Here is a 20,601-nt window from a genome sequence, read left to right as displayed (position 1 = left end):
TGTTATCAGCACGAACCCAAAGACACTGATTGCAGTTTGGCTCGCGTCTCTTCACGCAAGCAATCCCATGCTGTATCGATGGTTGCTGCCGCCCAGGCGGGCATATGAGGTGACAGCCGATAATGGATCCATTTTCCTGCTCGTCGATCAACGACCAGACCATATTCACGTAACATCGCGATGTGCCTGGAAATTTTAGGTTGCGACTCCCCCGCCGCTGCGCAAATATCACATACGCAAAGTTCGCCGGACTCTCTGAGCAACAGCAGGATGGTTAATCGCGTTTCATCGGCGAGAATTTTAAAAAGCTGAACGGGTTGCAGCATGCCTTTACCTGAATGACGCCAAATAACATATATGGTAATTCATATGTATTGCTTTTTGAAGAGACAACGAGAATCACCGGAACATCTGGCCTTTCACATCATTTTTTTTGCCCAGCTGCAACCAATGTTAAACAAACATTTCACTCATCGGACACGTATTCATGGCACTGATAAACTCAATAGTATCTATCACAGCGATCGGAAGGTTATTGCCATGCAATATGAAGAACAGCAGCTTATCAACGGCCTTTTCCAGCGCCTGAAACAGACCGAGCAACAGAACGGCCAGCGCGACGCCGAGGCTGAGCGTCAGATAGCAGAATTTGTGCGTCAGCAACCTGCCGCGCCGTACTATATGGCGCAATCGATCCTGATTCAGGAAGCGGCGCTAAAACAGCTCCAGAGCAAAGTCCAGCAACTGGAAAGCGAGCTGGCGGCGCAAAAAAGCAAACCGCAAACCGGCGGTGGCAGTTTCCTCGGCGGCCTGTTTGGCGGCGGGAGAAGCCAAAGTCCACAGCCGGAAAATAACTGGAATGCACCTCAGCAGCCGCAGCAGGATTATTCCCGTTCGGCGGCACCTGCGCCACGCGGGAGCGGTTTTATGGCCGGGGCCTTACAAACCGCGGCGGGCGTTGCCGGTGGTGTGGTGCTGGCCGAAATGCTGACCAGCATGTTCCATCAGTCCCGCCCGGAAGAGATCGTGAATATTATTGAAGAACCGGCGACGGGTAATTCGTCGTTTGAAAACGCGCAGAACGACAACTTTAGTAATGCCTCCGACACCCGTTTTCTCGATCAGAACGATTCGTTCGGCAATGACTCTTACCAGAACGATGATTTTGATGACACCGATTACAGCAACGATGACGACAGCTTTATTTAACGCTGCCCACGCCTGAACCTGGCCCGGTGGCGCTGTCTGCCGGGCAATTTCTCCCCCCTTTTTAAAACCTACCAATTCAGGTGGCATGCCCCTTGCCAGTCGGGCATTGATGCTAACCTGTGCGGCGCTCAGCAAAAATGAGTCGGTTTTTTCTTTTTTCGGACAAGGAGAATGGGATGTTCATCGCCAAACCTGTCGCACGTACGCTGGCGGTTGCCGCCTGCCTGCTGGCACTGTCAGCCTGTGACGACAAAACCACCAAAACGCAAGAAGCGCAGCCGTCAGCCGAACAGGCCGAAGTGCTGAAGTACAACGAATATATTGCCGCGGCTAACATGACCTCGGCCAACTTCGGTAAACAACTTGCTGAATACCAGAAGTACACACAGCCCGCTTTCGATGGCAAAAAGAAAATGGATGATCTGTTTTTTACTGAACCGCTCTCTATGGGGCGTATTAAAGAACATCTGGATAAAGCGCACAGCATGAAGCCGGATATGCCGGAACTGGATGAACCGGGGCGTCTTTACAGCGAAGCGCTGGCAAAAGCCGAGCCGGTAAGCCGCGATATGTACAACTACATCAGCGCAAAAACATACAAAAGCGATAATGGCGCTCACGGTCGCGAGATCCAGCCCGCGTTGTTGAGCAGCATGCAGATGCTGGTCGTTGCGCAGGCGAATTTCTTTGAAGGTATCGAGGCAAAAGATCGTGCGCGCATTAAAGCGGAATTCGAACGTACGCAAAAAGGCACGCTTGAGCACGCGCAAATGGGGATGGTCTACTACCTGAAAGAGAGCCTGGATGCCGCCGGTGGCGTGCTGGATGGCAAAGGACTGGGCGATAAGAAGGCGGCATTCAAAGAGGCGCTCGATCAGTTCAACAGCATGGCTACCGCTTACGATGCCAAAGTACGCGAAAGCAACAAAACGGGCTGTTCGAGTCTTTTGTCTAAAGCCAATGACTATCTCTCCACCGGCCGTGACATTATTGAGCGCACCGAAAATGGCGAGTACGAAAAAGATGCCAAACAGTCAACGCAGTTTCAGCTGATGCAATCGCAGCAGACACAGGACGCCCAATCCCTGCTGCAAAACTACAACAATATGGTCAGCGCCTTAAACACCAACCAGTGTTAAGATTTTGCGCATAAAAAAAGAGGCCATCCGGCCTCTTTTTTGTTTTCTGCATACTCAGAACGTTTCCCAGTTATCACCCTGCGCCAGCGCCGGGCGCTGTGGCTTGAAGGTTTTGCTGGTTGGCGATGCCGCATTATTCTGACGCTGCGGTGCCGCGTCAGTTAAACGGAATGCCCCCACGGCTTCGGTCAGACGAGCCGCCTGCTCTTCCAGCGAAGCCGCCGCCGCCGAGGCTTCTTCTACCAGTGAGGCGTTCTGCTGGGTGACGTTATCCATTTCCGTGATCGCCTGGCTCACCTGGGTGATGCCTTTGCTCTGCTCATCAGAAGCGGCAGCGATCTCCAGCATGATATCGGTCACGCGCTTAACGGCTGTGACGATCTCACCCATGGTTTCACCGGCGGAAACCACTTCTCCGGAACCTTGTTCAATTAAGCTCACGGATTCGCTGATCAGCGCTTCAATCTCTTTCGCTGCCTGCGCACTGCGGCTTGCCAGCGTACGAACCTCGCTTGCCACCACCGCAAAACCACGCCCCTGTTCGCCCGCGCGCGCCGCTTCTACCGCCGCGTTAAGCGCCAGAATATTGGTCTGGAAGGCGATGCTGTTGATAACCGCTGTGATTTCGGAAATTTTGCGCGAACTGTTGGTGATATTGCCCATCGTTTGCACGACGCCAGAAACAATCTGCCCACCTTTGGTCGCTTTGCCGGAGGCATCGCGTGCCAGCCCGCTGGCATGGTGCGCGTTGTCGGCGTTCTGCTTCACGGTCGCGGTTAATTGCTCCATGCTGGCAGCCGTTTGTTCAATGGCCGCAGCCTGTTGCTCAGTACGGGAAGAGAGATCGGTATTACCGGCGGAGATCTCGCTGGTGCCGCGATAGATCTCTTCCGCGCCCTGACGCACCGTCGCGACCGTGGTGACCAGTGAATGCTGCATCGCTTGCAGATCGCTACTCAGGCGACCAATTTCGCTACGCCCGGCAGGCTCATCGGCTACCGTTAAATCCCCGGTCGCGATGCGAGAAATACGCTGAGCCGCACGTTGCAGCGGGTTAATCACTACGCTGCGCAATACGGTAAAGGTGATAACCGTCAGCACCAGCGCTAACGCAAAGGCGGCAGCCATAAACATCAGCCCAAGCTGGGTGCGGCTGTGAGCCTCTTCGGTCAGGCGCTGCGCACGCGCGGTACGGATATCAATGGCTTTTAACAACACTTCGTTGTAAGACGCATCCAGCTGGCGCGCCTGCTCACTTTCGTGGTTAATGATCGCTTCAAACATGCCGTTTTTGGCATATTTCAGCATCGGCTGCATGCCCGCGATGTAGGCATTAAAACGGGTGGTGAGATCGCCATCCAGGGCAAGGTCCGCCGGGGTTTTGACCGGGCGTTCCATATATTGATTAAAACCGTCCTGTGACTGCTTCATGCGTTTTTCTGCTTCAGCCACGTTGTTTTTCATATCTTCCATTTCGGCGATGCGACTGGCCGCGCCGGCGTGGATCAGGCTGATACGCGCTATGCGTAAGTTATTCGAACTGTTGGATAATCCCATGCGCACCTGGATTTCCTGTGTGACATCCTGCTGATCGCGATCCGCTTGCATCAGGAAGTAACCCGCCAGACCGGAACTTAATGCAAATAGCACTAAGATGCCGCCGAGAATGGAAGAAAACAGGGGAACCAATCGAATATTGTGCATAAAACCAATGCCTTGTGTTCTTTGCATCGCTGCTTTTTTATCCATGGCTATCGACTCTCATATATGTCTGATACGTACAACAGGAATGATATATAGGCATCGGCAATAATTGGATTATTCTTATGGCGAAAAGCGCGTCAGCGGTCACAGATTTGGAGTTTGGTTGCGCCAGCGGTGACACCGCTGGCGTGAGGGAGCGTTACTTTTCGCCGAAATGGATAACGGTGCGGATAGATTTCCCCTGATGCATCAGCTCAAAGGCATCGTTGATCTGCTCCAGTGGCATACGATGTGTAATGAAGGGATCGAGGCGAATTTTGCCCGCCATCGCATCTTCTACCATGCCTGGCAGCTGTGTACGACCTTTCACACCGCCGAAGGCGGAACCGCGCCATACACGCCCCGTCACCAGCTGGAATGGACGGGTGCTGATCTCCTGCCCTGCGCCCGCCACGCCGATGATGACGCTCTCGCCCCACCCTTTGTGGCAGCACTCAAGCGCGGCACGCATGACGTTCACATTGCCGATGCACTCAAAACTGAAGTCCACACCGCCGTCCGTCATTTCGACAATCACGTCCTGGATTGGCCGGTCGTGATCTTTCGGGTTAATAAAGTCGGTTGCGCCCATCTCTTTGGCGAGAGGGAATTTGTCCGGATTGGTATCAATCGCCAGAATGCGTCCCGCTTTCGCCTGAACTGCGCCCTGGATAGCCGCCAGACCGATGCCGCCGAGGCCAAAGATTGCGACCGTATCGCCCTCTTTGACTTTCGCCGTGTTATGCACCGCGCCAATGCCGGTGGTTACACCGCAGCCCAGCAGACAGACTTTATCCAGCGGCGCTTGTTCGTTAACTTTCGCCAGCGAGATTTCCGCGCAAACGGTGTATTCGCTGAACGTGCTGGTGCCCATGTAGTGATAAATCGGTTCGCCATTATACGAGAAACGGGTTGTACCATCAGGCATCAGGCCTTTGCCCTGTGTGGCGCGAACGGCCTGACAGAGGTTGGTTTTCCCGGATTTACAGAACTTACACTCGCCGCACTCCGCCGTGTAGAGCGGAATAACGTGGTCGCCCGGTTTCAGGCTGGTCACCCCTTCGCCGACTTCCACAACGATGCCGCCGCCTTCATGGCCGAGTACCGTCGGGAACACGCCTTCCGGATCGTCGCCAGAAAGCGTAAATGCATCGGTGTGGCAAACGCCGGTGTGTGTGATGCGCACCAGCACTTCACCCTTTTTTGGCGGCGCTACGTCTATCTCGACGATTTTGAGCGGTTGACCCGGCCCAAAGGCCACAGCTGCACGTGATTTCATAAGTCGCTTCCTTTTTGTATATGGCTTATTGCTTATTTTAGATAAGAGCGCAGAAGATGACCGACTTCCGCCATGCGCACCGCGCGTTGATCGGCAGTGGTTTCGCCGGTGACCAGCTCATCTTTGAGGTGAATTTCAACCATTTCGCCCATCAGACCATTGGCTGCGCCGCGCACGGCGGCGATTTGCTGCAAAATCGCGATGCAGGGCTCGCCGCTTTCCAGCGCGCGCTCTAATGCATCAACCTGGCCACGAATGCGACGAACCCGCGTAAGCACGCGTTTTTTATCTTCTGGTGAATGGGGCATACGACCTCCTTGATACTATAGGGGGGTATGGTAACTTTTATTTTAGTACGATGTAAACAATATGTTTTGCATGGATATCAGAAGGTTAGGCGTTTCAGTACAACTGACACTACGAGACACAAGACTATTGAGTGGCCCCAAATTTGTTTGAAAGAGTGTCTTCAATGAAGATAAATGTACACTGGTAGGTTGCACCAGCACCCCATTAAGAGCAGATATCCCACTGCCAGGCCGGACAGTCTGCATTGAACAAGGTTACTTAAAAACAAGATCACGAGAAATTTTGCTAGTTTGATGAGTTGTATAGTGTCTCACCTTGTCAATCGCTGTTTTTATCTACAGCAGAGCTATGATTTATTCCTTTCAAGAAGTTTTTGCTTCATGGATGCATGGCAATGTTAGCCAGGAGAATGTCGACGATTTGTGGGTTATTACCTGGATTGTCTGCTCATTTCTGTTTGCAATCGTCATTTATAAAACCACGATGCTTGCTATTCGCAAGTTAAAAAAACGATACGTCTAAATTTGCCCTCTTACTGACGGCAATGATAATGGTTCAGGAATTAGCCAGGGATAAATTCCATTTTTCTGCCCTGCTGACTTTCGACTGGTCAGGCAGAAATGATTAGGTACGCAAAGGTAATATGCCCTTCTCAGCGTATGATCGCATCGATGCTATGGGAGAGAGTTATTTTAATCATTAAAAACGTGGGGCTCTTTTTTATCTGCTTCGTGGCTGCATTTTGTTTATCAATATATGGAATGCCGCTCAATAGCTTAACCGTTGGCGTTTCAGACTGGGCTTATGCAACCTTTCGCCCGTTGATTTCCACGCCTTATGAAGCCGATGCCGATCCCACCTCATTCTTTGCGTTTGTCATTATGCTTTGTGTTTATGCATCGATTATGTTCGTGATCGTTAAATTAATTCTTCGCACAAAGAAGAGTTAACTCGCGTTCTTAATACAAGCAACTATTGTCGGCCAGCGTTTTGACCGACAATAGTTCCCAGGTTGCCACCCCCTGCGGTACTCAGCCTCAGTTTTACTTCACCAGCGACGAATAAATCAGCTTGATCCCTAAAATACTCAGTACCGTGGCCGAGGTTCTGTCCACCGCTGTTTTGATGCGCAAATACACGCGGCGCGGTTTCTCGGATGAAAGCAGCAGCGCCACCAGCGAATACCAGCCCGCATCAATCACAAAGCTCATCAGCGGGATCACATAATAGAAGACCGTTGGAATAGTGGCTGGCAGCAGCGCGGTGAAAATAGACGCGAATACGATAGCCGTTTTCGGGTTGCTTAACTGAATAAACAACCCATCACGAAACGTCTTCCACAGCCCTTTGGGTGCGTCGTTATGGTTCACAGAGAGCGTCAATGGTTGTGACGCGCCGCGAAAAATCTTCACCGCCATCCAGATAAGATACGCGCCCCCTGCTATCTTTAGCGCCATATAGAGTTCCGGCACCGCATTCAGCACCCTTTGCAATCCCAGCATCGCCATCAGCGCAAAAGTTGCCGCGCCAACCCCCATTCCCAGCGAGGTGACTAAACCATGCACACGTGAATGCGCCAGTGAATTACGCGCAACGTAAATAAAACTCGGACCTGGGCTCATTACCCCCATCATTAGCACAGCGGCGATCGCAATCAGACTGGACAACAGCACGGGAAACCTCCTGACAAGGCGAGACTAAAGTGACGTGATGACTCTAGCAGAGAGAAAACATAATGTATTCACCGGGAAAGGATAACAATCTTAAAATATATTGTACAAAACCCCACCATTTTTGTCTGATATCAAAATCCTAAGTAAATTTAATTAAATATATCGTAGGTTAATCAGTACAATATTAAATATAAAATTTAACTTAGGACTAGCGAGAATTATTTGATAAGATTTTTCTTAGTGAGGCATTATGCTATTAGCAAGGAGAACTTATGCGCTGGGATATTACGGATATGCTGCTTTCCCCAACGACAGGCACGGCGTTTGCTGTCGCCAGGAATAGTGAGCATCTGTCGGTTATTGTCTGGTATCGCGGCAACTATTTTTTACGACCAAACAACTACTTACATACTGATGGCGCACGGGTATCCATTGATGGAAAACCACAGAATTTTCGCGTTATTCATACCATGCCCTTTTTCCCTGCTATCTGGCGGACTTTAAAAACCAGTTGTCATTGTCCTGGTAATGATAACGTTTCATTACGGAATTGTGAAAAGCAGCAGACGTGTTTATTCGAACTTTGTCCCTATGGAATAAAAATGATTTCCTAGGTTAATATCACGTTGATATTTATTCCCCGAACGGACAAATAAATATTCCCCTGTAGATGTAAGCGAAAGAAAATCATCGGCCATTGCGCGCACCCGCCACGTCCTGCTCCGTGACGGATACGCGCAATATCCTGTTTAAGATTTACCTGATAGCCCGGCGGGCTCCTCCGGGCAAACGTCAGCGTTTTAACGGCTGCCCTGCGGTTTCGCGGGCGCGCAGCACTGTCAGGAAGGTGATGAGCGCCGCGCCCATCACATAGAAGGCGGGCGAAAATTTATCGCCGGTGCTGGTAATGAGCCAGGCGGAAAACCAGGGTGTGATGCCGCCAAAGAAGGCGACGGCAAAGTTATAGGCGATAGACAAGCCGCCATAGCGCACGCTGGTGGGGAAAAGTTCCGCCATTGCGGCGGTACAGGCGCCATCAAACGCGGCGATAAACGCCCCCAGCATCACCATTGCCAGCACAGCAGAGAGCACATCACCGTTCGCCATCACCATCATGGCCGGGTAACTCAGCAGAATAAACCCGGCGCACCCGGTCAGCATTAACGGTTTACGGCCATATTTATCCGACAGATAGCCCATAAACGGCACCAGCACCGCCACGGAAAAGAGACCAATCGTGGTGATGGCGTAAGCGTTAAGTTTCGAGAAGTGCAACTCGGTGGAGAGATAGCTCGGCATAAAGGTTTGCAGCGTCCAGTGCCCGACCGCTTTGATCACCACAAAACCGACGCAGAACAGCAACGCGCCCCACGCAGTGGTTACCGCTTTACGCAGCGGCGCGGATTCGGTTTGCCCGTTCTTCATGGCGTCGAGAAATTCTGGCGAATCTTCCAGATGTTTTCGTAAATACAGACCGACCCAGCCCAGCGGCCCGGCAATTAAAAAGGGAATGCGCCAGCCCCAGTCGCTCATGGTGCTTTCACCGAGCGTTGCCGTCAGCAGAAAGACCAGCCCGGAGCCGACGACAAACGCCATAAAACCAAAGTTATCGATCCAGCAGGTGAAGTAGCCACGGCGCTCCGTGGGGGCATATTCCGCCAGGTAGGTTGTCGCGCCCGAGCTTTCGCCCCCTGCGGCAAAGCCCTGAATCAGGCGCGTTATCACCAGCAGCACCGTCGCGGTAATACCAATCTGATGATAAGTCGGTAGCAGCCCCATTACGAAGGTGGCACCGGAGGTGAGCAGGATCACCGTTGCCAGCACTTTTTGCCGCCCTTTTCTGTCGCCCAACGAACCGAAAAACAGCCCGCCAAGCGGGCGCATAATAAAACCCGCGCCAAAGACCGCGAACGACGAAAGCAGTGCGACGCTCGGATCGCCCGCCTGGAAAAACTGTAGGCCGATAATGGCGGCGAGCGTGCCATACAGGCCAAAGTCAAACCATTCGACAAAGTGACCAATGCCGGTGGCGAGCAGCACTTTGCGTAATTTGCGCGATCCGGCAGCGTGTTCTTGTGTTGCCATCCGATCAAGAGACTCCTGTACTGGCTGTGTCATATCCCCTCCGCCCGATAGTGTTTCTATAATAGATATACTATCTACACTGCTTGTACGAATTGCGCACAGCACGGATGGCGTAAAATGTGATTTCCGCCCTGCTTTTCAATGTGGAAAACCCGACAGGATCACATTTTAGACGCGCAGAAATGAAAAAGCCCCGCAGGATGCGGGGCCAGCAGCGAGGAAGCGTTAGCCGCGTTTTTTTGGCATCATACGCAGCAGTGTGTTGTCTTTAAAATAGTAGTGATGCGCCAGCGCCGCACCGGCATGCAACGCAATGACAAAATAGCCAACATTGGCCAACAGCTCGTGGAACTCTTTAAGCGTATCCACCAAATCATAATTCGCTTCGGCGGCATACGGCATCGTAATACCGAAAGCAATCCATGGACCACCGCGGTTATACATCATCAGCAGGCCAATAACGGGCAAGGCAATAAACAGCATATAAATGACCAGATGCCCAAGGTGCGCCAGCCCGGTCATCATCGCTGACGGTTTCGGCTCAATCGGCGGCGTCGGGCTTTTCAGCCGCACCAGCAGACGCGCCAGCATCAGCACCAGAATTGAAATGCCGCATGAAACGTGTACCAGATTGAAATAAGGACGATAGCTGCGCGGGAAGAATCCGCGTAGTTCCATGGCGCAATAAGCGCCAATAACCAGCAGGAACACCAGCCAGTGAATGGCGATTTGTAATCCGGAATATTTGCTACGCATAAGGAACCCCAAAACGAACGAACCGGCGTTCAACATACCGGGCTTTCCTTAAAAATTCATTAACTTTTCCTTATCATTTTTCAGGGACTTACCACTGCCTGAATGGGATTCATTTGCCCAATAACGCCCGCCAGGTTATCACTAAATAAGTGCAAAACGGTGATTCATTACATTCTGATGGAGAAGATCGATGAGCAAAATTGGCATTAATGGATTCGGGCGCATTGGGCGCCTGGTGTTACGTCGCCTGCTGGAAACCAACAGCGGCGCAGAGGTGGTGGCGATCAACGATCTGACCTCACCCAAAGTGCTGGCCTATTTGTTAAAGCATGACTCCAACTACGGTCCGTTCGGCTGGAGCGTGGATTTTACCGAAGACGCGCTGATCGTTAACGGCAAAACCATCACGGTATATGCAGAAAAAGAGGCGAAAAATATTCCGTGGCGCAGCGCCGGTGCTGAGATCATCGTTGAGTGTACCGGTTTTTATACATCGAGCGAAAAATCGCAGGCGCACATCGACGCCGGAGCCAAAAAAGTGCTTATTTCCGCTCCGGCAGGCGAGATGAAAACTATCGTCTACAACGTTAACGACGACACGATTAATGCGCAGGACACCATTATTTCTGTGGCTTCCTGCACCACCAACTGTCTCGCGCCGATGGCCAAGGCATTGCAGGATAATTTCGGCATTAAAGTCGGCACCATGACCACCATCCACGCCTACACCGGTACGCAGGCGCTGGTCGATGGCCCGCGCGGGAAAGATCTGCGCGCCTCCCGCGCCGCCGCGGAAAACATCATTCCGCACACTACCGGTGCGGCGAAAGCCATCGGTCTGGTGATCCCGGCATTGAGCGGCAAGCTGAAAGGCCACGCGCAGCGCGTACCGGTGAAAACCGGCTCCGTTACCGAACTGGTATCCATATTAGAGAAGAAAGTGACGGTCGATGAGATCCATCAGGCGCTGAAAAAAGCCACCGAAAATAATGAATCTTTCGGCTATACCGACGATGAGATCGTCTCTTCTGATGTTATCGGCAGCCATTTTGGTTCCGTTTTTGACGCCACGCAAACCGAGATCACCGAAGCTGGCGGTGTACAACTGGTCAAAACCGTCTCCTGGTACGACAACGAATACGGTTTTGTCACTCAGCTGGTTCGCGTACTGGAAAAATATCGCGCACTGTAATCTCTCCATCCACGCCGGGTAATAACCCGGCGTATTCAAACCAGGCAGCACATGAGAAATATCAGCCCGGAAGATTTACTCACCCTGATAAAAGTAGCGGTACAACACGCCACGACGTTCCCCGTCTGGCCAACCGGCGAAGCTCCGGGTGCCGCGGTAAGCCCAGTGAAGTTTCAGCTTGAAGAGCATCATACCGGCCCCTCGCCTTTTGACCGATCAGTCACCGGCGTACGCGCTCCGCACATTACTGTCTACGCGCCACAAAACCCGAACGGTGTCGGTATTCTGGTCACGCCTGGCGGTTCTTATCGCCGCGTGGTGCTGGATAAAGAAGGCAGCGCGCTGGCCCCCTGCTTTAATGCCAAAGGTTACACCCTGTTTGTCATGACCTACCGCCTGCCCGGCGACGGGCATGAGGAAGGTGCGGACGCGCCGCTGGCCGATGTGCAACGCGCGATACGCGTCATTCGCGCCCGTGCGCAGGAGTGGCGACTCGATCCTGAACGTATTGGCATTATGGGTTTTTCCGCCGGCGGCCACGCCGCAGCCAGCCTTGGCACACGCTACAACGAAAACGTCTATCACCCCGTTGATGAGATGGATAAGCAACACGCCCGCCCGGCGTTTATGGCGCTGGTCTATCCGGTTATTACCATGCACCAGGAGATTGACCACCCGATGTCGCGCCAGCAGTTGATTGGCGATACGCTGGGCGACGAACAGATCCGTCGCTACTCCGCAGAGCAAATGGCCGATGAAAACACGCCGCCGACCTTTCTGTTGCACGCGGTCGATGACCCGGCAGTGAAAGTGGAAAACAGCGTGGTTATGTTCAGCGCCCTGCGCCGCCTTGGCGTGCCGGTTGAGATGCATCTGTTCGAACAGGGGAAACACGGTTTTGGCATTCGCGATGCGCTGGGCTTACCGGTGGCAATATGGCCGGAACTGATGATGGCGTGGATAGCAACCAAAGTATGAAACGAGCCCCCGTCATGCGCGGGGGCTGCGTATATCAGGACTGCAGATAGACCATTTGCGTTTGCAGATACTCGTTCAGGCCGTGGCGTCCATCCGCCCCACCAATGCCCGATTTGCGCCAGCCAGCATGGAAACCCTGCATCGATTCGAAATTCTCGCGGTTAATGTAGGTTTCACCAAACTTCAGCCCCCGCACGGCTTTCATTGCTGTCGTCAGATCGCGGGTATATACCGACGACGTGAGGCCATAATCGCTGTCGTTGGCCATCGCCAGCGCCTCTTCCAGCGTGTCGAACGCAACCACCGGCAGCACCGGGCCAAACGTCTCTTCATGCATGATGGCCATCTCCTGGCGCACATCGAGCAGCAATGTCGGCGGGTAAAAATAGCCTTTGCCGGCGACCGCCTTGCCGCCGAGTACCACGCGCGCGCCTTCAGACACGGCGCGCTCGACCTTCTCTGCAACGCGTTGCAGTGCCGCCGCATTGATAAGCGGCCCCATCGCTATATCGTTGCGCTGCGCCGGATCGCCAAACTGTACCGCTTTCATGGCTTCGCCAAGTCGATTGACAAAGCGGTCATAAATTCCTTTTTGCACATACACGCGTTCGGCGCAGTTACACACCTGCCCGGTATTGATGACGCGGGAATCAACAATCGCTTTCACGGCCAGCTCAAGATCGGCATCATCAAAAACAATTGCCGGTGCTTTGCCGCCCAGTTCAAGACACACTTTGGTGATGTTTTTCGCCGCTGCCGCCATGATTTTCTCACCCGCGCCAACGCTGCCGGTCATGCTGACCATCGCCACTTTCGGATTCCCCGCCAGCTCCTGCCCAACGGTTTCCCCGCGCCCGAGCACCAGGTTAAAAACGCCTTTTGGTAAGCCGACATCATGGACGATTTTCGCGAAGGCGATCGCGTTGTTCGGTGTGAATTCGCTCGGTTTAATCACGATGGTGTTGCCGGTAATTAGCGCGGGCGCCATTTTGCGGGCAATCAGGAAGAACGGGAAATTCCACGGCAAAATGCCAGTGGTGACACCCAACGGGCGTTTAAACACGAAGATATTTTCGCCCGGACGGTCGCTTTGCAGAATTTCGCCTTCATAGCGCCGCGCCCACTCGGCCATATAGTCGATGTAATCGGCGGTAAAGGAGACTTCCACCTCCGCAAGTTGCTGGATTTTTCCCCCTTCGGCGACAATCAGCGCACTGATCTCAGACGCTTTTTCACGAATACCCGCCGCGATTTTGCGTAACCAGCCCGCGCGCTCAATAGCGGGCAGCGCTTCCCAGCCTGGCTGCGCCCGTTCGGCAGCGTCAATGGCCTTACGCGCGTCTTCGGCGGTGCCATCGGGAATACGCGCCAGGATCGCTTCGGTTGCCGGGTTGATAACATCCAACCACGTATCGCCTTGCCAGCTCACGAATTGACCATCGATAAACATAGGGTGCTGTACCGGTGCTGTCATGCCTCGCTCCTGTAATGACATTGTTTTTAACAAGTGAATTCGTTGTTAAAAATCTATTCGCGCACGACATTTTTCCTACAGCCAGGGGCAACTTTTGTGAGAGAACGCATAAAAGGGGCGCTAAAAAGCAACAAAACCGTGACAAGTACAGCGGAGGAAATGCCCGTTTGCGGCAACGTCTGCGCAAACGGGCATTGGGGTTACAAAGCGCGGCTGCCGAGCGCCGCAGTAAGCGTGGTATCGGCCATTAAAACCTGCCAGGCAGCGTCGACTTCCTCCGGGAAATCAACATGAACGATAAAATCACGGCCGTTTGGCCCGTAGCCATTAGCATCATCGCGCAGACGCGGCACTTCCCCCAGCAGCAACGACAAATAACGCTCAACCGACCATAAGCCTCGCTGCTGCGGCTGGAATGCCAGCCCCTCAGCCGTGTTGGTTAACTGCGGAGTAAAGCCGGGCCAGCTCAGCCAGTGCGGCGCATCGTGACACTGCTGGCTGACGCGGGCAAACGTCGCCATTGTGCGGCGCTGCATGGTGGGATCCTGCACCACCATCACGGTTTTCGGTTTTACTCCCTGCGACATCAGCATATCGATGCTGAACCTGGCGTTCTCGCCGCAGTTGGTGGATTTGTCCTCAATCAGGATCTGTTTCGCATCAATCTGCCAGAACCGGTGCGCGATATCGGCCAGAATTGCCGCTTCACCGCGCCCGGTGGTACGCACGACGTTATAGCGTGGATGCCGGGCGACAGCCGAATAAAGAAAGGTGGTGGAGTGCCCGACGCCACCGCTTATCAGAAGCGGCGTTTGCTGCGCCGCCGCCAGTGCGCAGGCGGCATCGATCGCAGGAATGACAGCATTACCCGCGAGGATCACCACATCAGCCCGCACGGGCGTGGGCTTACCGACAAAATCATTTTGCGCCAGCCATGCGCCCAGCGTATTTGCCGCCGCCAGCGTGCGCTCTGATACGGCAGGAAAAGTCGTCATCAGCATAGAACCTCCTTCGCGTTAACTTACAGCCTACCGCGTCAACACCCGCAGAACAGGGGATCACTCCGAATCCTGTTCGCAGCGGTTCAGGTAAGTTTCTGTAGCCTTTTTGAAACATGTGCAATAACCCGCGATGCAGGGATTACCGCTGTATCTGCCCCATTGAAGACAGCGCCTGTAACCTGGCGTTAAGCAGGCAAAACGGCATACGTTTTATGTTGCGCACATTCGCGCACTAACGAAACCGCACCTACCGGTCACAACGCTTTTTCGAAACATACCGCTTCCGGCCTGCCAATATAGGTGCCGAAGTTTTCACGGATCCGAAAGCCGTTGCGCTGATAGAAATCAATGGCACGCTGGTTGATTTTGCGCGTCTCCAGCCACAACGCATGAAAACCGCGCTCCCGCGCATGCTGCTCAAGCGTGCGGAGCAACCGAGCGCCTACGCCGCGCGTGCCGGGGCGCGCATACATGCGCTTGATTTCACCGATCCCGGCGGACAATTCACGAACCGCAACGCAGCCCACCGCCACCGCGTTTTCTTGTGCCAGCAAAAAGAAGCCCCGCTCACCTAAGGCTGCGGCGTCAAACGAGGCTCTGCCGCTGCTGCCTGTGAGGTGTTGCAGGTAATCGGAAAGCGCGTCCTGAAGTTGCAGGCATGCAGGATCGCTTGCCCCGGTAAGCGTAATGGTTAGTGTACTCATTGTGACGTTGTCACCTATAGTTGTTTATTTTTATCAATAAAGCAGATCACTTAACGTCAGTAACCTATATTTTTCTTATGCGCTTGCATTGCCTTTGACGGCACAAGTAGAATCATTAGCCCGCTAACCATTCACATTAACAACCTTTGTTTCTATATGGATTACAGCTGTCCCCGACATCTTCATGCGCGCACAACTTACCGTCGCGAACGATCACCCTTAGCCCGGTCAGGAAAATGTAATGCGTTTGCCGAAAAGCGACCCGTATAGCCCACGCGAATGGCAGCCGCATGAAAAACCGATGCTGCTGGGTTCGCCTTCCACCCCTTATCACAGCACTCCGCGCCGTATCGCCTATGGTGTCGTTGGCCTGCTGGTTTGCATGACCGGCGCGCTCGGCAACGCGATGGTGACAGCTAATTTGCAAAACCTGCAAGGCACGTTTGCCGCCTGGTCGACGGAGATCGCCTGGCTGCCCGCCGTGTATGTGATGACCAATGTGTCAATTAACCTGCTGCTGGTAAAGTTTCGCCAGCAATACGGTTTGCGCGCGTTTACCGAAGGGTTTCTGGTGCTGTATGTACTGGTGACCTTCTTCCACCTGTTTATCAACGATCTCAGTTCTGCCCTGTTTGTCCGCGCCGCGCACGGCATGGTGGCGGCGGCACTCAGTTCGCTCGGCATTTACTATCAGATTCAGGCCTGGCCGGCGAAACATCGCTTAAAAGCGCTGACCATTGGTATTACCGGTTCGACGCTGGCGATTCCGATTGCCCGCCTCTTTTCTACCGAGCTGCTGCAACTGGATGAATGGCGCGGGCTGTACCTGTTCGAACTTGGGCTGGCGCTGCTCTCGCTTGGCTGTGTGATCGCCTTAAAATTGCCGCCGGGCGATCGTAAAAAAGTGTTTGAAAAGAAAGATTTCATCACTTTCTTTCTGCTCGCACCAGGCATGGCGCTGCTGTGCGCAGTGCTGTCGCTGGGTCGGCTGGACTGGTGGTTTGAAGCGCCCTGGATCGGCTGGGCGCTGGCAGGCGCCGTGGTGCTGATCGTCTCGGCGATAGCCTTTGAACACAACCGCAGTAACCCGCTGCTCAACACCCGCTGGCTCTCCAGCGGCAGCATTGTGCGTCTTGGGCTGATTATGCTGCTGATCCGCATTGTGCTCGCCGAGCAGAACACCGGCGTGTTTGGCTGGCTGCAATATGTTGGCCTGCAAAACGAGCAAATGACCAGCCTGGCGTGGTCGATCCTGGCAGGTATCATCTGCGGTATTACCGCCAGTTGCCTGACGATTAAACCCCAGCGACTGGCATGGCCGATTGTCACCTCGCTGGCATTGATGATTATCGCCTCGCTGCTTGATAGCCAGTCCACCAGTTTGACGCGCCCCAATCAGTTGATGGTAAGCCAGTTTTTACTCGGTTTTGCCAGTGCGTTTTTTATCGCACCAGCGATGCTGGCAGGGATTGGCGGCGTGGTGGCGGAGCCGCGCAACCTGGTCAGTTTCTCGGTGCTGTTTGGCATGAGCCAGAATATCGGCGGGCTGCTGGGTTCGGCGATCCTCGGCACGTTTCAGACATGGCGGGAAAAGTATCACTCCAGCCTGTTAGCGGACCAGCTCACCACCTTAAACCCACTGGTCAATGAGCGTTTGCAATATTACAGCCAGATGTTTCAAAGCCAGCTTGGCGACAGCACATTGCTTAGCGCGCAGGCGGTGACGCAGCTGCAAACGGTGTCGACGCTGGAAGCGAATATTCTGGCTTACAACGATACTTATCTGCTGACGGCCAGCATTGCCGCCGCCACGCTGATTTGGATTTTATGGCGCTTGTTGCGCCTGCGTATTACTGCCCGCCTTGTGTTGAAGCGGGCCACTGGGAGCAAATAATAATGTTACTGGAGTGTCTATGAGCCAGCAGGATGCCGCCAAAGAGCGGGCCAATACCCGCAGCAACTTACGTGTGGTTTCTCTTTTTTCCGCCGCCGCGATTGGCCTGGTGGGTGTACTGGTGATCCTTTACGCCTGGCAGTTGCCGCCGTTTACGCGCCATACCCAGTTTACTGATAACGCCTATGTACGTGGCCAGACAACATTTATCAGCCCGCAGGTGAACGGCTACATCACCGACGTGCCGGTACAGGATTTCGCCGTCGTGAAAAAAGGCGATCTGATTATGCAGATCGATGACCGAATCTACCGCCAGCGCGTCGATCAGGCGAAAGCCACGCTGGCGATGAAGCTGGCTGCGCTGGATAACAACCTCCAGCAGCGAAAAAGTGCGCAGGCCGTCATTGCCCGCAACGAAGCCGCGCTTGCCAGCGCCAAAGCGCAGGATTTGAAATCCCAGGCAGATTTAAAACGCGTGAAAGCACTGACCGCAGACGGCTCGCTCTCCATTCGTGAACGCGACGCCGCCCTCGCCACCGCCGCGCAGAACACCGCCAGTATTGCCCAGGCACAAGCGACGCTTGAGATGTCGCGCCAGGATCTGCAAACCACCATCGTTAATCGCGGGTCGCTACAGGCAGATGTGGAAAACGCCAAAGCGGCGCTTGAACTGGCGCAAATCGATCTGCAAAACACCCGTATCGTCGCCCCTCGCGACGGGCAACTGGGGCAAATCAGCGTGCGCCTTGGCGCGTATGTCACCGCCGGAACGCACCTGACCTCGCTGGTGCCGTCGCAACGCTGGGTGATCGCCAACCTGAAGGAGACGCAACTGGCAAATGTGGTTGTCGGGCAGCCAGTGCGCTTTACCGTCGATGCGCTGGATGGGCGCAGCTACCACGGGCGCGTGGAGAGCATCTCACCGGCTACCGGCGTGGAATTTAGCGCTATCAGCCCGGATAACGCCACCGGTAATTTTGTCAAAATCGCCCAGCGCATTCCGGTGCGTATCCAGGTGGAGGCGAAACCTGACGAACTGGCAAGGCTGCGCCCTGGAATGTCGGTGCAGGTACATATTGATACGCGGGAGGCAGAGCAATGAAGCGGCGTCTCACCGTTGTCGCGTTGAGTCTCACCCTTGCCGCTTGCCAGTCTGCCGATGTTCAGCAAGCCCAACCGTCGCTGCAGATCCCGGCGGCCTGGCGCAGCGAGGCGGGTCCGGTCAGCAAGACGGATAGCGTCTGGTGGCGTAACTTTCACGACAGCCAGCTAAACCGCTATGTCGACCAGGCACTACGCCACAACAGCGACGTGCTGATCGCCCGCGAGCGGGTCAATGAATATCAGGCGCGGGTTTACGCCGCCGACAGCGCCCTGTTCCCCGAACTGGACGCCGGAATTTCCGGCACCCGCGCCCGGTCGCAATCTGCCGCCACGGGTTTACCCGTTTACAGCACCTTGTACAAAGGCAATCTGACGGCCAGTTACAACGTCGATATCTGGGGAGCCAGCCGCAGCGCGTCTCGCGCGGCAGACGCCTCGCTGGAAGCCCAGAAAGCAGCGGCAGCGGCGGCCGATTTGACGGTGGCGACCAATGTCGCTTCCGGTTATCTCACGCTGCTGTCGCTGGATGCACAATTACAGGTCACGCAATCCACGCTGGCAGCGCGGGAAGATGCGCTCAAACTTGCCCGGCGACAGTATGAGACCGGCTATACTTCCCGGCTGGAGCTGATGCAAGCGGATTCCGAGTTGCGCAGCACGCGCGCGCAGATCCCGGTGCTGCAACATCAGATAAGCCAGCAGGAAAATGCATTGAGTGTGCTGCTGGGTAATAATCCGGGTGCGGTGAATCGTGGCGAATTTGCGGCGTTAACACCGCTGACATTGCCCTCGCAGTTACCGTCAAGTTTGCTCAACCGGCGGCCGGATATTGTGCAGGCACAGCGCCAGTTGGTTGCCGCCGATGCGACACTCGCCGCGTCGCAGGCGAAATTACTGCCGTCGGTTAACCTGACGGCAACCGGTAGTATGCAGGACAATACGCTGCCCGGTTTGCTGGATAATCCGCTACGGTTGTGGAGCATTGGCGGCAGCATTCTTGCCCCGTTGCTCAACCGCCAGGCGCTGAATGCGCAGGTCGATGTCTCGATGTCGCAGCGTAATCAGGCGCTTTACACCTATGAAAAAACCGTGCGCAACGCGTTCAAAGAGGTGAACGATAGCCTTGATGCCATCACCCGTCTGGGCGAGCAGCTCACCGAGCTTGCCGGGCAGGTCGATGTCGCGCAGGAGACGTTACGCATTGCGCAAAACCGTTATCACAACGGTTATTCCTCTTATCTGGACGTGCTGGACGCCCAGCGCACGTTGTTTTCCGCTCAACTGAGCGCGGTGCAGGTTAAAAACAATCTGTTACTGGCGCAGGTGGATCTCTATCGCGCACTGGGAGGTGGCTGGTCCGGGCTGAATTAAGTTTCTAATAAACCAGGAGTAATGCTATGCAGCAGAAGTGGTCCGCGGTTGACGAATACTTAGTAAAACAGCTGATTCCGGAAGATGAAATCCTGACGCAGGTGCTGGCAAATAACCAGCGCGCAGGGCTTCCGGCCATTGATGTTTCGCCCGCTCAGGGGCAATTACTGGCGCTGTTTGTGCGCATGGTGCGGGCGAAGCGCATTCTTGAAATCGGTACGCTCGGCGGTTACAGCACGGTGTGGATGGCGCGCGAGCTGCCAACCGGCGGCGAACTGCTGACGCTGGAAGCCGATCCGCTACACGCGGCGATAGCGCGTGAAAACCTGCAGCTTGCCGGGGTGGCGCATCAGGTCACCGTTGCCGAAGGCCCGGCGCTGCAGACGCTGGAAAACCTCGGCGAACGCCCGCCGTTCGATCTGATTTTTATCGATGCCGACAAACCCAATAACCCGAACTACCTGAAATGGGCGATGCACTATGCCCGTCCAGGTACGCTGATTATTGGCGATAATGTGGTGCGCGACGGCGCAGTGACTAACCCGACGACCACCGATGCCAGTGTGCAGGGCGTGCGTAAATTCATTGAGATGATTGGCGCCGACCCGCGCCTGACGGCCACTGCCATGCAAACGGTCGGCGTCAAGGGATGGGACGGCTTTACGCTTGCCTGGGTGAATGCGTAAGGTT

General features: G+C 54.4%; 19 protein-coding genes. 9 read left to right on the top strand and 10 right to left on the bottom strand.

Annotated elements, in window-relative coordinates:
• Positions 1-5: 5 nt before the first annotated feature.
• Entirely contained in the window at positions 6-326 is a 321-nt protein-coding gene (locus DFO56_RS04640) for a metalloregulator ArsR/SmtB family transcription factor (RefSeq protein WP_045508161.1), read from the bottom strand.
• A 214-nt stretch (positions 327-540) separates the two neighbouring features.
• Between DFO56_RS04640 and DFO56_RS04635 the strand changes: the two genes are divergently transcribed.
• Together DFO56_RS04635 and DFO56_RS04630 are read left to right on the top strand one after the other, a co-directional pair.
• The gene (locus DFO56_RS04635; protein ID WP_045508158.1) at positions 541-1,209 is read left to right on the top strand and encodes a DUF2076 domain-containing protein; all 669 of its coding nucleotides are present in this window, start codon (positions 541-543) and stop codon (positions 1,207-1,209) included.
• Between the two features lie 176 nt (positions 1,210-1,385).
• On the top strand, positions 1,386-2,348 hold the full coding sequence (locus DFO56_RS04630; RefSeq protein WP_016495948.1) for a DUF3829 domain-containing protein: 963 nt from the start codon (positions 1,386-1,388) through the stop codon (positions 2,346-2,348).
• A gap of 54 nt (positions 2,349-2,402) precedes the next feature.
• Here DFO56_RS04630 and DFO56_RS04625 read toward each other — a convergent pair whose 3' ends face one another.
• The 4 genes from DFO56_RS04625 to DFO56_RS04605 form a co-directional block, all read right to left on the bottom strand.
• Positions 2,403-4,097 carry a methyl-accepting chemotaxis protein gene (locus DFO56_RS04625; RefSeq protein ID WP_044489349.1) on the bottom strand — a complete coding sequence of 565 codons (1,695 nt, stop codon included), beginning with the start codon at positions 4,095-4,097 and terminating at the stop codon, positions 2,403-2,405.
• A 154-nt stretch (positions 4,098-4,251) separates the two neighbouring features.
• A complete protein-coding gene (locus tag DFO56_RS04620) occupies positions 4,252-5,370 on the bottom strand; it encodes an S-(hydroxymethyl)glutathione dehydrogenase/class III alcohol dehydrogenase (RefSeq protein WP_045508155.1) in 1,119 nt (372 codons plus the stop codon).
• Positions 5,371-5,402: 32 nt separating this feature from the next.
• Positions 5,403-5,678, bottom strand: a complete 276-nt coding sequence (locus DFO56_RS04615; RefSeq protein WP_016495945.1) for a metal/formaldehyde-sensitive transcriptional repressor — start codon at positions 5,676-5,678, stop codon at positions 5,403-5,405.
• 1,044 nt (positions 5,679-6,722) lie between these two features.
• Positions 6,723-7,352: a LysE family translocator gene (locus DFO56_RS04605; RefSeq protein ID WP_045508152.1), complete on the bottom strand. Its 630-nt coding sequence runs from the start codon at positions 7,350-7,352 to the stop codon at positions 6,723-6,725.
• Between the two features lie 272 nt (positions 7,353-7,624).
• Here DFO56_RS04605 and DFO56_RS24580 point away from each other — a divergent pair, with 272 nt between their 5' ends.
• A complete protein-coding gene (locus DFO56_RS24580; protein ID WP_071925195.1) occupies positions 7,625-7,966 on the top strand; it encodes a hypothetical protein in 342 nt (113 codons plus the stop codon).
• Positions 7,967-8,144: 178 nt separating this feature from the next.
• Here DFO56_RS24580 and DFO56_RS04600 read toward each other — a convergent pair whose 3' ends face one another.
• Both DFO56_RS04600 and cybB read right to left on the bottom strand, forming a co-directional pair.
• A complete protein-coding gene (locus tag DFO56_RS04600) occupies positions 8,145-9,470 on the bottom strand; it encodes an MFS transporter (protein ID WP_370447795.1) in 1,326 nt (441 codons plus the stop codon).
• 192 nt (positions 9,471-9,662) lie between these two features.
• Positions 9,663-10,193: a cytochrome b561 gene (cybB, locus tag DFO56_RS04595; protein WP_045508621.1), complete on the bottom strand. Its 531-nt coding sequence runs from the start codon at positions 10,191-10,193 to the stop codon at positions 9,663-9,665.
• Between the two features lie 190 nt (positions 10,194-10,383).
• Between cybB and gap the strand changes: the two genes are divergently transcribed.
• A complete protein-coding gene (gene gap / locus DFO56_RS04590) occupies positions 10,384-11,385 on the top strand; it encodes a type I glyceraldehyde-3-phosphate dehydrogenase (RefSeq protein ID WP_045508149.1) in 1,002 nt (333 codons plus the stop codon).
• Between the two features lie 51 nt (positions 11,386-11,436).
• Positions 11,437-12,363, top strand: a complete 927-nt coding sequence (locus tag DFO56_RS04585) for an alpha/beta hydrolase (protein ID WP_045508146.1) — start codon at positions 11,437-11,439, stop codon at positions 12,361-12,363.
• A 34-nt stretch (positions 12,364-12,397) separates the two neighbouring features.
• Here DFO56_RS04585 and aldA read toward each other — a convergent pair whose 3' ends face one another.
• The 3 genes from aldA to DFO56_RS04570 form a co-directional block, all read right to left on the bottom strand.
• A complete protein-coding gene (aldA, locus tag DFO56_RS04580) occupies positions 12,398-13,837 on the bottom strand; it encodes an aldehyde dehydrogenase (protein ID WP_045508143.1) in 1,440 nt (479 codons plus the stop codon).
• A gap of 200 nt (positions 13,838-14,037) precedes the next feature.
• Positions 14,038-14,838: a YdcF family protein gene (locus tag DFO56_RS04575; protein ID WP_045508141.1), complete on the bottom strand. Its 801-nt coding sequence runs from the start codon at positions 14,836-14,838 to the stop codon at positions 14,038-14,040.
• Between the two features lie 254 nt (positions 14,839-15,092).
• Complete coding sequence (locus tag DFO56_RS04570) at positions 15,093-15,542, bottom strand: GNAT family N-acetyltransferase (protein ID WP_045508138.1); 450 nt, start codon at positions 15,540-15,542, stop codon at positions 15,093-15,095.
• Positions 15,543-15,783: 241 nt separating this feature from the next.
• Here DFO56_RS04570 and DFO56_RS04565 point away from each other — a divergent pair, with 241 nt between their 5' ends.
• The 4 genes from DFO56_RS04565 to DFO56_RS04550 are packed head-to-tail and all read left to right on the top strand — an operon-like array spanning position 15,784 to position 20,597.
• Positions 15,784-17,436 (top strand): MFS transporter, encoded by a 1,653-nt coding sequence (locus tag DFO56_RS04565; RefSeq protein ID WP_016495934.1) that lies wholly within the window; start codon positions 15,784-15,786, stop codon positions 17,434-17,436.
• 19 nt (positions 17,437-17,455) lie between these two features.
• A complete protein-coding gene (locus DFO56_RS04560) occupies positions 17,456-18,538 on the top strand; it encodes an HlyD family secretion protein (protein WP_016495933.1) in 1,083 nt (360 codons plus the stop codon).
• The gene (locus tag DFO56_RS04555; protein ID WP_045508135.1) at positions 18,535-19,911 is read left to right on the top strand and encodes an efflux transporter outer membrane subunit; all 1,377 of its coding nucleotides are present in this window, start codon (positions 18,535-18,537) and stop codon (positions 19,909-19,911) included. The genes DFO56_RS04560 and DFO56_RS04555 overlap by 4 nt, the downstream gene beginning before the upstream one ends.
• Before the next feature lie 26 nt (positions 19,912-19,937).
• Positions 19,938-20,597, top strand: a complete 660-nt coding sequence (locus DFO56_RS04550; RefSeq protein WP_016495931.1) for an O-methyltransferase — start codon at positions 19,938-19,940, stop codon at positions 20,595-20,597.
• The last annotated feature ends 4 nt before the right edge of the window (positions 20,598-20,601 follow it).

The sequence above is a fragment of the Kosakonia sp. AG348 genome (assembly GCF_003337365.1).
Classification (GTDB): Bacteria; Pseudomonadota; Gammaproteobacteria; order Enterobacterales; family Enterobacteriaceae; genus Kosakonia.
Note: the sequence above shows the minus strand (reverse complement) of the source record. Positions and strands in the feature narration are given on the sequence as shown.

Bases quoted from the DNA above. Each gene is read 5' to 3' on its own strand.
- gap (WP_045508149.1), top strand. From the start codon at position 10,384: ATGAGCAAAATTGGCATTAATGGATTCGGGCGCATTGGGCGCCTGGTG.
- DFO56_RS04585 (WP_045508146.1), top strand. From the start codon at position 11,437: ATGAGAAATATCAGCCCGGAAGATTTACTCACCCTGATAAAAGTAGCG.
- DFO56_RS24580 (WP_071925195.1), top strand. From the start codon at position 7,625: ATGCGCTGGGATATTACGGATATGCTGCTTTCCCCAACGACAGGCACG.
- DFO56_RS04640 (WP_045508161.1), bottom strand. From the start codon at position 326: ATGCTGCAACCCGTTCAGCTTTTTAAAATTCTCGCCGATGAAACGCGA.
- aldA (WP_045508143.1), bottom strand. From the start codon at position 13,837: ATGACAGCACCGGTACAGCACCCTATGTTTATCGATGGTCAATTCGTG.
- DFO56_RS04600 (WP_370447795.1), bottom strand. From the start codon at position 9,470: ATGACACAGCCAGTACAGGAGTCTCTTGATCGGATGGCAACACAAGAA.
- DFO56_RS04630 (WP_016495948.1), top strand. From the start codon at position 1,386: ATGTTCATCGCCAAACCTGTCGCACGTACGCTGGCGGTTGCCGCCTGC.
- DFO56_RS04620 (WP_045508155.1), bottom strand. From the start codon at position 5,370: ATGAAATCACGTGCAGCTGTGGCCTTTGGGCCGGGTCAACCGCTCAAA.
- DFO56_RS04625 (WP_044489349.1), bottom strand. From the start codon at position 4,097: ATGGATAAAAAAGCAGCGATGCAAAGAACACAAGGCATTGGTTTTATG.
- DFO56_RS04615 (WP_016495945.1), bottom strand. From the start codon at position 5,678: ATGCCCCATTCACCAGAAGATAAAAAACGCGTGCTTACGCGGGTTCGT.
- DFO56_RS04570 (WP_045508138.1), bottom strand. From the start codon at position 15,542: ATGAGTACACTAACCATTACGCTTACCGGGGCAAGCGATCCTGCATGC.
- DFO56_RS04560 (WP_016495933.1), top strand. From the start codon at position 17,456: ATGAGCCAGCAGGATGCCGCCAAAGAGCGGGCCAATACCCGCAGCAAC.
- cybB (WP_045508621.1), bottom strand. From the start codon at position 10,193: ATGCGTAGCAAATATTCCGGATTACAAATCGCCATTCACTGGCTGGTG.
- DFO56_RS04575 (WP_045508141.1), bottom strand. From the start codon at position 14,838: ATGCTGATGACGACTTTTCCTGCCGTATCAGAGCGCACGCTGGCGGCG.
- DFO56_RS04555 (WP_045508135.1), top strand. From the start codon at position 18,535: ATGAAGCGGCGTCTCACCGTTGTCGCGTTGAGTCTCACCCTTGCCGCT.
- DFO56_RS04635 (WP_045508158.1), top strand. From the start codon at position 541: ATGCAATATGAAGAACAGCAGCTTATCAACGGCCTTTTCCAGCGCCTG.
- DFO56_RS04565 (WP_016495934.1), top strand. From the start codon at position 15,784: ATGCGTTTGCCGAAAAGCGACCCGTATAGCCCACGCGAATGGCAGCCG.
- DFO56_RS04550 (WP_016495931.1), top strand. From the start codon at position 19,938: ATGCAGCAGAAGTGGTCCGCGGTTGACGAATACTTAGTAAAACAGCTG.